The organism is Geomicrobium sediminis (assembly GCF_016908595.1).
Classification (GTDB): Bacteria; Bacillota; Bacilli; order Bacillales; family Marinococcaceae; genus Geomicrobium_A; species Geomicrobium_A sediminis.
Map to the genome: position 1 here is coordinate 76,589 of NZ_JAFBEC010000002.1, position 13,442 is coordinate 90,030.

General features: G+C 42.3%; 16 protein-coding genes. 8 read left to right on the plus strand and 8 right to left on the minus strand.

The genetic code is table 11. The features are described 5' to 3' along the window. Positions 1-7: 7 nt before the first annotated feature. Complete coding sequence (locus JOD17_RS03265; protein ID WP_204695694.1) at positions 8-586, minus strand: NAD(P)H-dependent oxidoreductase; 579 nt, start codon at positions 584-586, stop codon at positions 8-10. 91 nt (positions 587-677) lie between these two features. On the opposite strand from JOD17_RS03265, the gene JOD17_RS03270 reads away from it, so the two are divergent. Then, a complete protein-coding gene (locus tag JOD17_RS03270) occupies positions 678-1,127 on the plus strand; it encodes a hypothetical protein (RefSeq protein ID WP_204695695.1) in 450 nt (149 codons plus the stop codon). 9 nt (positions 1,128-1,136) lie between these two features. Here JOD17_RS03270 and JOD17_RS03275 read toward each other — a convergent pair whose 3' ends face one another. The 3 genes from JOD17_RS03275 to accC all read right to left on the minus strand — a co-directional run bounded on the left by JOD17_RS03275 (position 1,137) and on the right by accC (position 4,563). Beyond that, entirely contained in the window at positions 1,137-2,651 is a 1,515-nt protein-coding gene (locus JOD17_RS03275; RefSeq protein WP_204695696.1) for an acyl-CoA carboxylase subunit beta, read from the minus strand. Between the two features lie 71 nt (positions 2,652-2,722). Beyond that, complete coding sequence (gene accB / locus JOD17_RS03280) at positions 2,723-3,205, minus strand: acetyl-CoA carboxylase biotin carboxyl carrier protein (protein WP_204695697.1); 483 nt, start codon at positions 3,203-3,205, stop codon at positions 2,723-2,725. Between the two features lie 17 nt (positions 3,206-3,222). Next, positions 3,223-4,563 carry an acetyl-CoA carboxylase biotin carboxylase subunit gene (gene accC, locus JOD17_RS03285; RefSeq protein ID WP_204695698.1) on the minus strand — a complete coding sequence of 447 codons (1,341 nt, stop codon included), beginning with the start codon at positions 4,561-4,563 and terminating at the stop codon, positions 3,223-3,225. A gap of 219 nt (positions 4,564-4,782) precedes the next feature. Between accC and JOD17_RS03290 the strand changes: the two genes are divergently transcribed. From JOD17_RS03290 to JOD17_RS03320, 7 genes are all read left to right on the plus strand, one after another. Next, positions 4,783-6,501, plus strand: a complete 1,719-nt coding sequence (locus JOD17_RS03290; protein ID WP_204695699.1) for an ABC transporter ATP-binding protein — start codon at positions 4,783-4,785, stop codon at positions 6,499-6,501. 62 nt (positions 6,502-6,563) lie between these two features. After that, on the plus strand, positions 6,564-6,842 hold the full coding sequence (locus JOD17_RS03295) for a 4a-hydroxytetrahydrobiopterin dehydratase (RefSeq protein WP_204695700.1): 279 nt from the start codon (positions 6,564-6,566) through the stop codon (positions 6,840-6,842). A 10-nt stretch (positions 6,843-6,852) separates the two neighbouring features. After that, positions 6,853-7,173 carry a DUF5665 domain-containing protein gene (locus tag JOD17_RS03300; protein ID WP_204695701.1) on the plus strand — a complete coding sequence of 107 codons (321 nt, stop codon included), beginning with the start codon at positions 6,853-6,855 and terminating at the stop codon, positions 7,171-7,173. Positions 7,174-7,196: 23 nt separating this feature from the next. Continuing rightward, positions 7,197-7,637: a DUF948 domain-containing protein gene (locus JOD17_RS03305; RefSeq protein ID WP_204695702.1), complete on the plus strand. Its 441-nt coding sequence runs from the start codon at positions 7,197-7,199 to the stop codon at positions 7,635-7,637. A gap of 96 nt (positions 7,638-7,733) precedes the next feature. Continuing rightward, positions 7,734-8,453, plus strand: coding sequence for an ABC transporter ATP-binding protein (locus JOD17_RS03310; RefSeq protein ID WP_204695703.1), 720 nt, complete (start codon positions 7,734-7,736; stop codon positions 8,451-8,453). Beyond that, complete coding sequence (locus JOD17_RS03315; protein WP_204695704.1) at positions 8,450-9,166, plus strand: ABC transporter permease; 717 nt, start codon at positions 8,450-8,452, stop codon at positions 9,164-9,166. Before JOD17_RS03310 ends, JOD17_RS03315 begins: the two co-directional genes overlap by 4 nt. A gap of 16 nt (positions 9,167-9,182) precedes the next feature. Then, positions 9,183-9,980, plus strand: coding sequence for a MerR family transcriptional regulator (locus JOD17_RS03320; RefSeq protein ID WP_204695705.1), 798 nt, complete (start codon positions 9,183-9,185; stop codon positions 9,978-9,980). 152 nt (positions 9,981-10,132) lie between these two features. On the opposite strand, the gene nfsA is transcribed toward JOD17_RS03320, so the two are convergent. The 4 genes from nfsA to JOD17_RS03340 all read right to left on the minus strand — a co-directional run bounded on the left by nfsA (position 10,133) and on the right by JOD17_RS03340 (position 13,259). Further along, positions 10,133-10,870 (minus strand): oxygen-insensitive NADPH nitroreductase, encoded by a 738-nt coding sequence (gene nfsA / locus JOD17_RS03325; RefSeq protein WP_239575187.1) that lies wholly within the window; start codon positions 10,868-10,870, stop codon positions 10,133-10,135. A gap of 5 nt (positions 10,871-10,875) precedes the next feature. Then, positions 10,876-12,270, minus strand: coding sequence for an allantoinase AllB (allB, locus tag JOD17_RS03330; RefSeq protein ID WP_239575234.1), 1,395 nt, complete (start codon positions 12,268-12,270; stop codon positions 10,876-10,878). A gap of 61 nt (positions 12,271-12,331) precedes the next feature. Beyond that, positions 12,332-12,862: a dCTP deaminase gene (dcd, locus tag JOD17_RS03335; RefSeq protein WP_042419507.1), complete on the minus strand. Its 531-nt coding sequence runs from the start codon at positions 12,860-12,862 to the stop codon at positions 12,332-12,334. Between the two features lie 79 nt (positions 12,863-12,941). Continuing rightward, the gene (locus tag JOD17_RS03340; protein WP_052361736.1) at positions 12,942-13,259 is read right to left on the minus strand and encodes an IDEAL domain-containing protein; all 318 of its coding nucleotides are present in this window, start codon (positions 13,257-13,259) and stop codon (positions 12,942-12,944) included. Positions 13,260-13,442: the final 183 nt, after the last annotated feature.

Sequence of the window (13,442 nt, forward strand, 5' to 3'; positions counted from 1 at the left end):
CCCTCTCCTATTCATAGTGCTCAGCGTAATCGCTCACTCGCTGCAACATCGTTTGATGCTCTTTCTCACTTGCTTGGACAACATATCCTAAGTGTAACGGCTTAAGGAGATCGAATCCACAAAAATCGCTAATTGAGTGTTTTACAATTCCTTCGAAATGATCTTTTTCCGCCTTGTTCCATTCTGTTTCTGGTGAGCCCGTCGTGTAGATTAATCCTAACGGCTTATTATTCATTTTAGGAATTGGCGTTTCATTCTCTAACTCAAACGCAAATCCGTAAGACAACACGCGATCCAAATATCCTTTACCGATTGCCGGAAAACCTCCCCACCAAATCGGAAAGATCAATGTGATCGTTTTTGCTGCTTGTAGCATTTGATGCTCGCGTTGTACATCATCCGCATACACTCCCTTAAGGGTGTCTTCGTATTCAGTTTCAGAAAGAACGACATCCGTAAACGATTCATACAGATGTTTAACGTAAACCTCTTCATTCCCTTTCTGTTTAAGCGCTTGCTCAAACGTATGTAACACTTGTCCATTAAAGCTATCTTTCGATGGGTGCATGTAAATAATATAGTGCATCAAGCAACTTCCTTTCTATATTTTTGTTTCGATTACAAAAATATCGGTTATAGATAGATTAACAATGCAAATAAATTAAAGAGGTGTCCTTATGCATAAGTTCTCAACAGCACTTGCTGTGTGGGCCATCTTTATCTTCATTTCAGGTGTGATGTTCCCAATTGAATTAACAAACGGTGCGAGCGATGTAACTCAAGTGTTACACAGTTATACGATTTATGGTTTCTTTTCTTTAATCCCGATCGTTTTTTATGGTGGATTCTTATCTTTTATGGCAGATTGGATTGCCAAACATTATACTCGTTTCCGCGAAACAATGTCGTTAAGCATTCATATTGCTGGAGGTATGATCGTTTATTTCGCAACTGCGAATATTGATTTGACCATTCTTGCAGTTGTTGCCACATTGCTGTTCTTCCTTGTCGATCGAGCGTTATCCCTTCTAGGTGAAAAATCAGGGGGAACACAACTTGCGAACAGCCTATCTTTATTCATCGGTTGCAGCGGTGTTCTTACGATGATCATGGCAAGCACGATTTAATATCGTTTATTAAAGTGGAATATTGCCATGACATTCATCATTCCTTGTTTTTGATCGTAACATATCCAAACTCTCAATGAGTACACTTCTCGTTTCAGAGGGACTAATCACATCATCTACAACCCCTAACTCAGCAGCAATGTACGGATGCATCACCTCTTTCTTATATTGCTCGATTAATTGCTCCCGTTTTGATTCTGGCTGATCGTCTTGCTGAATGTCTTTGCCATACAACACATCGACGGCACCTTCCGCCCCCATGACTGCAATTTCAGCTGTAGGCCACGCAAACACCAAATCAGCTCCGATTGATTTACTATTCATCGCAACGTAAGCACCTCCATACGCTTTCCGTAAAATAACCGTCACTTTCGGGACACAACTTTCTGCATACGCGTATAACAGTTTCGCACCGTGACGAATAATGCCACTTTCTTGTTGTAATACGCCTGGAATAAAGCCAGAAACGTCTTCAAGTGTCACAATGGGAATGTGAAAGCAATCGCAAAACCGGATAAAGCGTGCAGCTTTGTCCGACGCATCCACGTCTAGTGCGCCTGCTTTGTACTTCGGATTGTTTGCAACAACACCAACTGTGTTTCCGTCAAGCTTCGCAAATCCAACTGTAATGTTCGCTGCAAAAGCCGCTTGCACTTCGATATAAGAGCCGGTATCAAACAGAGCAGAAATAACGTGAACCATATTGTAGACTTTTTTTGGATCATCTGGTACGACGCTTTCCATTTGGTTTTGTTTTTGCTCGGTAACCCAATTGGATGCAATCGGTTTTGAACCTTTGTTGTTTTGCGGTAAATACGATAGTAATTTGCGCACTTGCCGCAAACAATCGGTTTCATTTTCAGAAACAAAATGAACGTCTCCGCTTTTCGTTGCATGTAGCTGACTTCCACCTAACTCTTCATGACTCATATGCTTCCCGGTTACTGCTTTTACGACCTTGGAGCCTGTCAGGAACATATGTGACGTTTGCTTTACCATAAACACAAAATCAGTCAATGCTGGAGAATAGACCGCACCCCCAGCACACGGCCCCATAATCACAGAGATTTGTGGAATCTTACCCGAGTATTTCGCATTGCGATAAAAAAGTTCCCCGTATCCTCCTAAAGCCTTTACCCCCTCTTGAATCTTTGCTCCTGCAGAATCACAAAGTCCGACAATCGGTACACCTAAGTTGTATGCATAATCCATTAGTTTTGTAATTTTAAGGCTGTGCATCTCCCCTAGCGAACCACCTTGAATCGTAAAGTCTTGAGCGTAAACACAAACCGTTCGGCCGAAAACTTTGCCGTAACCGGTAATGACATTTTCACATTGATAATCGGTTCCAGAGGTACGAACGAAACGTTGAAGTTCTCGAAATGTACCATCGTCTAACAATTGCTCAATCCGCTCTCTTGCCGATTGTTTGCCTTGTTGCCGTTGTTTGTTTTGTTTGTTGACACCGCCTCCAAGGGAGACACCTTCTCTACGTTTATATAAATCATCTAAATAACGGCTCATAAATCCTCCTAAGTATAAAAAAAGAAACGATGATGATCATCGTTTCTTAGGTTTTGCTACTATAGAGGTTTTTAAACTTTCACACGGAAAAGTGGTTGACCGTAGTCGACGAGTTCACCATTTTCAACGAGAATTTCTACGATTTCACCTTTTGTTTCAGCTTCTAGTTCATTCATTAGTTTCATTGCTTCAACGATACAAACAATTGATTCCGAGTGAACTTGATCCCCAACTTGTACGTATGGATCAGCATCTGGAGATGATGCACGGTAGAACGTACCGACCATCGGTGATGTAATTTCAACAGAATCGTCAGTCGCTTCTGCATTTGGTTTCTCTGCTTGAGGTTGCTCTTGTTTTTGTTCAGGTGTTGCAACAGGTTGTGATACTGCTGGTGTGCTAGGTGCCGCTACTGCTTGTGTTGTTTCAACAACCGTTTTCGTTTCTTTCTTGATCGTAATCGACATATCTTTCTCGCCTTGTACTTCCAATTGTGTAATTTCCGATGCATTGACTGCTTCAATGAGTTCTTTTATTTCTTTAATGCTATACATGTTCGCTCTCCTTTACATTACACCGTATATTTTTCTAGAAAACTTGTATCAAATTCTCCCGATTTAAACACATCATGATCCATTAGATTTAAATGGAATGGGACGGTCGTATCGACACCTTCAATGACAAACTCTGATAACGCACGTTTCATTCGTGCAATCGCCTCATCTCTCGTACTTGCATGGACGATGAGTTTGGCAACCATTGAATCATAGAATGGTGTAATTGTGTAGCCTGTATACGCAGCACTATCAACACGCACTCCCGGTCCACCTGGAGGTACACACATTGAAATCTTCCCAGGGGAAGGCCTGAACCCTTTACGAGCATTCTCGGCATTAATACGGCACTCAATTGCGTGTCCACGTACAACGACTTCTTCTTGCTTCACAGACAAAGGCTGTTTGTTTGCAACGAGCACTTGCTCTTTTATGAGATCAACACCGGTAATTTCTTCTGTAACCGGATGTTCTACTTGAATCCGAGTGTTCATTTCCATGAAATAGAAATTCTTATGTTTGTCGAGTAAAAACTCAACCGTTCCTGCGCCACAATACTCTACCGCTTTTGCAGCAGCAATCGCAGCTTGACCCATTTCTTCGCGAATTGTTTCATTCAATGCTGGTGAAGGCGCTTCTTCAATCAGCTTTTGGTGACGACGCTGAATCGAACAATCTCGCTCTCCGAAATGTACAACATCCCCATATCTGTCACCGACAATTTGAATTTCAATATGACGAGGCTCTTCAATAAACTTCTCTAAATAAATACCAGCATTGCCGAAGTTTGATTCAGCTTCTCGCCTTGCAGTTTGGATCGAGCGGACGAGCTCATCACGATTTTGTGCGACGCGCATCCCTTTTCCGCCGCCCCCTGCAGTTGCTTTAATAATGACAGGATAACCAATGTCTTTGGCAATCTCAATCGCTTCATCTTCACGCTCAATGAGGCCATCACTTCCAGGAACAATTGGCACCCCTGCTGCCTTCATCGTGTCTCTTGCTTGCGATTTATCACCCATTCGGTTAATCGCACTCGGTGAAGGACCGATAAATATGAGACCGTGATCTTCACAAATCTCTGCAAATTCAGCGTTCTCTGCTAAGAAACCATACCCTGGATGAATGGCATCACAGCCTGTTTTTAGAGCCGTAGCTATAATATTCGTTTTCTTTAAGTAACTTTCAGTCGCAGTACTCGGTCCGATGCAATACGCTTCATCCGCCATTACAACGTGTAATGATTCGCGATCAGGTTCTGAATATACTGCCACCGTTTCAATGTCTAGTTCGCGACATGCCCGAATAATACGAACCGCGATTTCCCCACGATTCGCAATTAGTACTTTATTAATCATTTCATGGAGCTCCCTTCTTGATATCAGGCAAACCGCCTGCTTCCAAACTTTGGAAGGGTGAGTCAAGCAAGACAACTTCACCATCTTTTTAAAGTGTAAAAAAAACCCACCCATCCGTCAATGACTGTAACGAGAAACGATTGACTATCGCACAAATATTTCATAGAATGTAATAGGTAATTGAAAATCATTATCAATTAATGTTCAGTGGAGGTACTTATGCTTCGTCGTTTCTTTTCTTATTATAAACCTTACAAGAAACTCTTTACGATTACGTTTATTAGCGCCATCTTTGTAGCGCTTTTAGAGCTTGCGTTTCCAATCATCGTCAACCAAGTCGTCGACCGCCTTCTCCCTCAAGGAGAAATTTCCATTATCATCCTCGCCTGCCTCGCACTTTTTGTCATTTATATTTTTAACTCTGGTGCTCATTATATCGTTACATACTGGGGACATATACTTGGAATCAATATCGAAACTGATATGAGACGCGAATTGTTCGCTCACGTCCAAAATTTATCTTACAGCTATCATGATAATAATAAAACTGGACATTTATTATCGAACTTAACAAATGACTTATTCGAGATCGGTGAAGTTGCTCACCACGGACCAGAAGATGTGTTCACTGCAATTATGACGTTATTCGGTTCCTTCGGTGTCATGCTCTACATTAACTGGCAATTAGCCGTCATTACGTTCATTGTCGTTCCATTGTTAACTTGGATTGTTGTGTATTGCAACAGAAAAATGTCTGGAGCGATGCGTCTCATGTTTCAACGAATGGCGAATTTCAACGCTCGTGTTGAAGATACGCTCGGAGGCATCCGTCTCGTGCAAGCTTTTGCAAATGAAAAGCATGAGCAAAAACTGTTCAAAGAAGACAACGAGAACTTCCGAGAAGCTAAAATTCGCTCCTACAAAATTATGGGAGTTAACAACTCCTTAAGCTACATGATGATGCGTATTATGACGCTGTTCGTTCTACTCACTGGTGCGTACTTTATGCTTCAAAACCAATTGTCGATCGGTGATTTCATGGCGTTTATTCTACTTACGAACATTTTCTTCCGTCCGATTGAGAAAATCAATGCCATTATTGAAAGCTACCCGAAAGGCTACGCTGGTTTTAAACGCTACCTTGCCATTATGGACACAGAGCCAGAAATTCAAGACCGTCCTGAAGCGGAAGACGTTCAAGGACTAAAAGGAAACATCCAATACAAAGACGTTACGTTCGGATATGATGCAGAGCGTCCAGTGCTAGAAAATATCCATCTAGACATTGAGCAAGGAGAAACGATTGCCTTTGTCGGACCATCTGGTGCAGGAAAAACGACACTTTGTAGCCTACTACCACGTTTTTATGATGTGTTGGACGGTGATATTACAATTGACGGACACTCAATTAAAGATATTACACTCACATCGTTACGGGAACAAATCGGCGTCGTACAACAAGACGTATTTATGTTCTCTGGTACTCTAAGGGATAACATCCGGTACGGGAACCTTGATGCAAGTGATGAAGAAGTCATGGAAGCTGCTCGTCTAGCAGAACTAGAAGATTTCATTCAAGATCAACCAGACGGTTTGGATACAGTCGTTGGAGAACGAGGCGTCAAACTGTCTGGTGGACAAAAACAACGTCTGTCGATTGCAAGGATGTTCTTAAAGAACCCACCGATTCTCATTTTAGATGAAGCCACATCTGCACTTGATACGGAAACAGAAGCTGCGATCCAGCGTGCTTTAGAAAAGTTATCCGTCGGTCGGACGACACTCGTCATTGCTCACCGCCTGACGACGATTAAACATGCTGACCGCATTGTTGTCATTACTAAAGAAGGAATCGCTGAAGAAGGTAACCACAAGGAGCTACTCGCTCAAGGTGGTCATTACAGCAGACTTTACAACGCTCAACAAACATTAATTTAATTTCAGGTTTGCCTTCAAAGGATAAAAGGAATATGTAACAAGAATCCTTTGGAGGTGAACGTATGAATACACTTGAACAACAATTACAAAAATTAGACGGTTGGGAACGTCATCAAGAACAAATTTCCAAAACGTTTGGCTTTGATGCCTATTTAACGGGTATACTATTCGTAGAACGACTTGCAGCTTTTGCTGAAGCTGTCCAACACCACCCTCAAATTACCATTGACCATACGAACGTTACGATTGTGTGGACGACGGTTGATGAAGGTAAATTAACGGATAAAGACATCGACGGCGCTCATGCAGCGGACAATCTTTATCAAGCAAACGGACAGTAAGGAGGCTGCTATGCGGAAGTTACCGAGTAAAGAGCGTGATGATGAAAAGCGTAGTGAAGACATCACTAAATTAGAACAGTTAATCGACCGGTTAGAAGACATGACGACAAGTGCTAGACTCAAAGATATCGCATACCACTTTACAGATAAAAAAGAAGTCATTAAAGTTAATATTATCGCAGGGGTTGCAAGAGGCGTTGGTCTTACGCTCGGTACGGCCGTCGTCCTTGCCCTATTTGCTTACATAGCTACCCTATTTATTGACATGCCTGTGATTGGGGAATGGATTGCTAGTTTACAAACAGAAGTAGATCGCTACATGCAAGACTAATACGATGGAAAGGAGCAAGTTACATGGACTTTTTAGGAATTGCCGCACTCATCGCCGCAATCGCTTTTGCTGTACTTGTCATTTTTCTCGGGAAAGTATTGAACAATCTCAGTGATGTACTTTCTAAAACCGGAGATACGATCGGTAAGTTGCCTGACCAACTTGATGAAATCAGCAAAGAAACAGGAACAATTTTGCACAACACAAACGAAACCATTCTTGACCTTAATGAAAAGATTAAAACGCTCAACCCTATCTTCGGAATGGTTGAAGACGCCGGAACGGCATCGCGCAAAGTTTCATCAAGTCTCGTTGACTTAACAGAAAGCATGCGTAAACAAACGAACGCTGCTGCAAAAATGACTGACAACAAAGACCTTCGCGGTCTATATGGTCTCGCAGCATTTGTTTATTTCTTAAATCAGAAGAAAAAAGAGTACAACGAAGCAACGCAAAACACGTAATGGAATTTTTCCATTACGTGTTTTTTTGTTCACGAGTTGACTCTCCTGTTAAGGGAGGGTCTACACTTCAATAGCAAATCTTATTGGAGGGATTCTATGACATACGCAATTGAAGCAGAGGGACTCGTGAAATACTACGGCAACAATCAGGTTTTACATGGTCTCAATATGAACGTGAAGGCTGGAGAAATCTTCGGCCTAATCGGCGCCAATGGTGCAGGCAAATCAACAACCATTGATTGTTTGCTCGGAACGAAAAAGCTTGATCAAGGTACGGTGAAAATTCTCAGGAACTCGCCTAATCCAAAGCAGAAATCTCACTTTGAGCAGATCGGTGTTCAATTTCAAGAAAGTGCGTTTCAAAACGGCTTAACCGTTAAGGAAATTTGTGAAATCACACACTCTCTTTACAAGAATCCAATCGATTGGAGAACGAAACTGGCGGACTATCAACTTGAACACCACGTACGCTCGTCCATTTCTACTCTCTCAGGTGGTGAACGCCAAAAATTGTGCATTCTCCTTGCTACAATGGGTCAACCAAAACTACTCGTATTAGATGAATTAACGACCGGATTAGATCCCATTGCTAGACGACAGATTTGGAATAATTTACGTCGATTAAACGATGAGGGGGTTACCATTCTATTAACCTCCCATGATATGCATGAGATCGAAACACTTTGTGACCGTATTTTGCTGCTCAAACATGGCAACGTCTTTATGGAAGGAACTGTTCAAGAAGTGTTATCAAAAAGTGGAGCGAAATCGATGGATGACGCTTATTTACAGCTAACAGGGGAGGGAATACGATGAGAACATTTTGGTTACTCTACGTCGCAGAGTTTAAACTATCATTTCGGGAGATGTCGTCATTTATCTTCGGGTTGTTTCTTCCTGTCGGTATTATGGTGATTATGGGCTACCTCTCCACTACGAATGAAGAACTTGTGACAACATTTGCTGCCGTTGCAACGCTCGGGCTCGTATCTACAGGTGTCATGAGCTTACCCTTGTCCCTTTCTTCCTACCGTGAAAAGAAAGTGTTAAAGCGATACAAAGTTACACCGATTAGCCCAGTACAGTTACTCGTTGCCCATGTTTTTTATTGTTTTAGCTTAAGCATCTTGTCTATGTTTACCGTTTTTCTCGTTGCAACATTTGGCTTTAACATGATTTTCCCTGGCTCGATCGGACTCTTCCTTATTTCGTATCTGATTGTGATGATTAGCATTCACTCGATTGGTATGCTGATCGCAAGTACTTCTCCGCGAGAAAAGACGACGGCTGCAATGAGCAGTTTATTGTTCTTTTCCATGCTCATCTTATCCGGGGCGACCATTCCATTTGATTTATTACCGAGCGTTTTACAATCGATTGCGCAACTTCTTCCATTAACTCATGGCATCGAGTTATTGCAAGGTCAAGCCTTAGGGTCGCCGTTTACCTCCTATTCTTCGTTGCTGCTTTTATTAGTAATTACGACTGTCGCTACAACCCTCTCCTTGCGATTTTTCAGGTGGGAATAAGAAAGGAGTTCAGTCGATGTACAGCATCGGTCAATTTTCCAAAATGAATCGAGTTACTGTTAAACGCTTACGGTATTATGATCAAGTCGGCATTGTAACACCTGCTTACACCGATCCAAATACAGGTTATCGCTACTATCGTTCTAACCAAATTGAAACACTGCATCGAGTACTGGCCATGCGCCAGCTCGACTTTTCAATTGCAGAGATTCAAGAAGTGATATCAAAACAACAAGACTGGCAAACCATGATTGGTAAGAAAAAAGAAGAACTAGAAAAAAAGTCTGTCTTATTAAATCGTCAACTACAACAAGCGAACTACTACTTGCTTGACCATTCCCCACCAGAAATCATCGTAAAAAGTTTACCAAAGGTTACAGTAGCGTCTATGAAGTTGACGCTACCTCATTACGATGACTTATTCGTGGCTTATCCAGCCATGGGGGATAAAATGCGTGAAACCAATTCAGTAGTCGATCCCATTCAATACTGCTTCACACGTTTTTACGACGGTGAATTCAAAGAAACGAACATCAACCTTGAAATTTGCGAAGCAGTAACCGAAAAGAAAGACAATCATGATGGGCTTATTTTCAAAGACATTGCCAAAGTGCCCTTTGCTGCCTGCCTCTTGCACCGCGGACCGTACGAAACGATTGGCGAATCCCACGCAAAACTTTACCAGTGGCTTGAAGAAAGTGATTATTCACTTGCTGGTCCCCCTAGAGAAGCTGTCATTGACGGCATCTGGAATGAACTTGAGCCTACACGGTGGTTAACCGAAGTCCAATTCCCCCTTAGTCACGAAGATTAAAAACCGGATAGTTTTGGGCAAGACATGATGAGCGCGGTGCTAGAGCCGAGGGGCGTGGTGCTAGACTCGAGAAAAAAAGCTCCGATCAAAGTTTCTTTTCTTTGATCGGAGCTTAGTCATATTCCGCACGCTTTCAGTCAATACATGTACGTTTATTTAAGCGTAAATCCTTGGTCTTTCAAAAACGTCGTTACTTGTTGACGGCGAGGTTTGTTCAAATACTCAGCCATATTCTCTCCCCAGCCGGCTGTACGCTTCCCTTTTGTACGACGCTCATAGTATGCGCTCGTCTCTTGCTCGTACGGCTCAAGCCCTTCAGTAATTCGCTCTCCATCATAGCGATCTTCATGTAGTACGACTTCTTTAGGAAAACGCGGTTTTTGTCCAGGGTCTTGATCTGGATACCCAAGACAAATCCCCATCACTGGGAATGTATGCTTTGGCAAATCTAAAATGTTCGCAACTTCGTGCAAATCGTTTCGGATTCCTCCGATCATTACGCCACCGAGACCGTAAGAGCGGGCAGTAAGCAATGCATTTTGGGCAGCTAATGCAACATCTACGGCACCAACGATGACGTTTTCTGTTTCTTCCATTTCAAATGAAGCGTCCCATTTCTCGTTATTTACTTTATGTTTGTGCCAATCCGCTACGAACACGAGGAATAGGGGTGCTTCTTCTACCCATTTTTGGCCACCGGTAATTTCTTTAAGTGCTTTGCGCTTTTCTACATCTGTTACACGAATTACCGTATAAGCTTGAACGTGATGGGAACTCGGTGCCCAACGTGCAGATTCAATCAAATCTTGAACGATTTCCTCTGAAACTTCTTCTTGCTTGTATTTACGAATCGATTGGTGTGTTTGGATTAGATCTCTTGTTTCCTTCATCATCATTACCTCCCAGGCTTCACGAGCTGTCCTTTTGGTTGATCATTAACAATGTTGCCATCTTCCATCACCGTATGACCGTGAACGATCGTGCGTACAGGCCAGCCGGTAATACTCCGACCATCATAAGCAGAGATTTTACTTTTGCTGTGAAGGTTTGCCTTTTGGATCGTACCTTCTTTCTTTAAATCAACGATCGTAATATCTGCATCCGTCCCTGGCATTAACGTTCCTTTTTGATTGTCAATCCCATACAACTTCGCTGGATTTTCAGATAACAGTTGCACGACTTGATTAATCGTCAAACGTCCGGTATGAACTTCATTTAAAAGTAGAGGTGCAAGCGTTTCGACTCCGCACATTCCAGCTGGTATTTCACTTAAAGATCCAGAATATTTCTCCTCCGCGGTATGAGGAGCATGGTCTGAACAAACGACAGTGATCGTTCCATCTTGGATGCCTTTCCAAATCTCATCTTGGTCTTTTTGTTCTTTTACGAGCGGGAAGATCTTCATGTCACGACCGACCGTTTCATAATCTTCATTCGTTAAAAATAAATAATGTGGACACGTCTCAACCGTGACTTTCTGACCGTTTGCTTTTGCTGCACGAATGGACTCTACGCTTTCTTTCGCACTCACGTGCAACACATGAAAATGGACCCCAGCTTCTTTTGCGAGCGACAATCCCGTATTGACCGTTAACGTCTCGGCCAGTGCAGGCCTCGAGCGGAGAAGGGCATCGTATGACTCGTCTTTTGGATCTTTTTCTTCACTTAATTGACGGATTAACTCATGGTTTTCAGCGTGAACAGCAAATACTTGATCTGTTTTTGCCACTTCTCGCATCATTGCGAACACTTCACCGTCATCGTAAGGTTCAATAATTTGCTCATCTTTGGCATCGACATTATAAAGGAGCTGGAATGTTTCTTGATGAATGCCGTATCCCCAGAAGTATTTGAACCCAATGACACCACGCTCAGAAAGTTCTGCAAAAGCATGACGATTTAATGGCCCTAAACAAATGCCCCATAGTCCGTAATTTACGATCGCTTTTTCATTTAAGTTCTCAACTTGTGCATCAAACGTGCCTTTGTCTTTCACTGGTGGTGTCGTATTTGGCATTTCAAAAATCGTCGTAATCCCTCCAGCTGCTGCAGCTTGAGTTGACGTATAAAAATCTTCTTTATGTGTTGGACCAGGATCCCTAGAGTGAACATGCGTATCAATGAGACCAGGCAAGACGTATTGACCTTTTGCGTCAATCACTTCCACTGCTTCACGATCATCTTCAGGCTCAGTTACGGCATTAATTTTACCATCTGTTATGTAGATATTTCCAAGAAAAGACGCTTGTCCATTCACAATTGTTCCATTTACAATCTTCGTATCATACATCACGTTTCCCCGTCCTCCATAATAAAAGCCGCGACCTTTTCATAAAGGTAGCGGCTTTTCGTCAGTTTACGTCCTTATAAACACGACTTCCGACCGCTTTCCTTTGCTTCTGATACTTTCCATCATATGGAGCAGATGCATGTTGGTCCATACGAGCAAAAACGAGTTGAGCAATTCTTCTCCCCGATTTCAAACGGATGGGCAAGCGATTGGCATTGTATAGTTCCAATGTAATCTCACCTTCAAAGCCTGGATCGACCCACCCTGCATTTTGAATAAATAAGCCCATGCGACCAATTGAACTTCGTCCTTCAACAAAAGCCGTTAGATCGTTTGGAAGCTTAATGTATTCTTTCGTCGTCGCAAGTAAAAATGAGTTCGGTGGAACAATCACTTCATCTGCTTCAAACTCTACATACTGCGCAGGTGCGTCTAATGCAATAGACTCGATGGCGTTTTCATCGATCTTTAAATAGTGAGTACCGAGTCGAATATCGACCGATGCCGGCTGGATTTGAGTCTCATCAACTGGATCGATTCGTAGTTCATCTTCGGCCATCATCTTCTTAATAGTTGTGTCAGATAATATCAACGCGTCTTACCTCCTGAAATTACTATCCCAATTATACCTGATCTGCTCGTGAAAAAAAACAAAAATCAGTAGCTAATCGTTAGCTACTGATTGGAGGTTTCACAGCTTCGAAATTACATTCTAGTTCATACCCATGTTCAGAGATCGTATTACCCGATTGATACTTCACAACCCAGTCATTGTATTGACTCGTTAATGTATGAAAAGCATCCTCGTCTTTGTCATCGAGAGCCTTGTCAATGAGCCGTTCAAATCGAGCCTTCGTAAACTCGTATACAGAGTACTCCAACATCATGCGTGCGTAGAGTGATTGTAGCACTTGTCTCGGTGCTCGATATCCTTGACGGATCATTTTCAATTTCTCAAAGAGTTCGTTCTCGTAAGTTGAACCTGCCATTGATGCTCCCTCCCTATTCTCTTCATCATTTTTTAAACGGAGTATGAAACGTTCATCCTTGCCAGTCAATACCCTTATTCCGACAATTTCAAACATTGATCAAGAAAGGTGTGCTGTTATTTTATTTGACTTTTGTAGCTTTCATTCCTGCTTTTTTTGATCAATTTTTTTATTTCCTTTGAT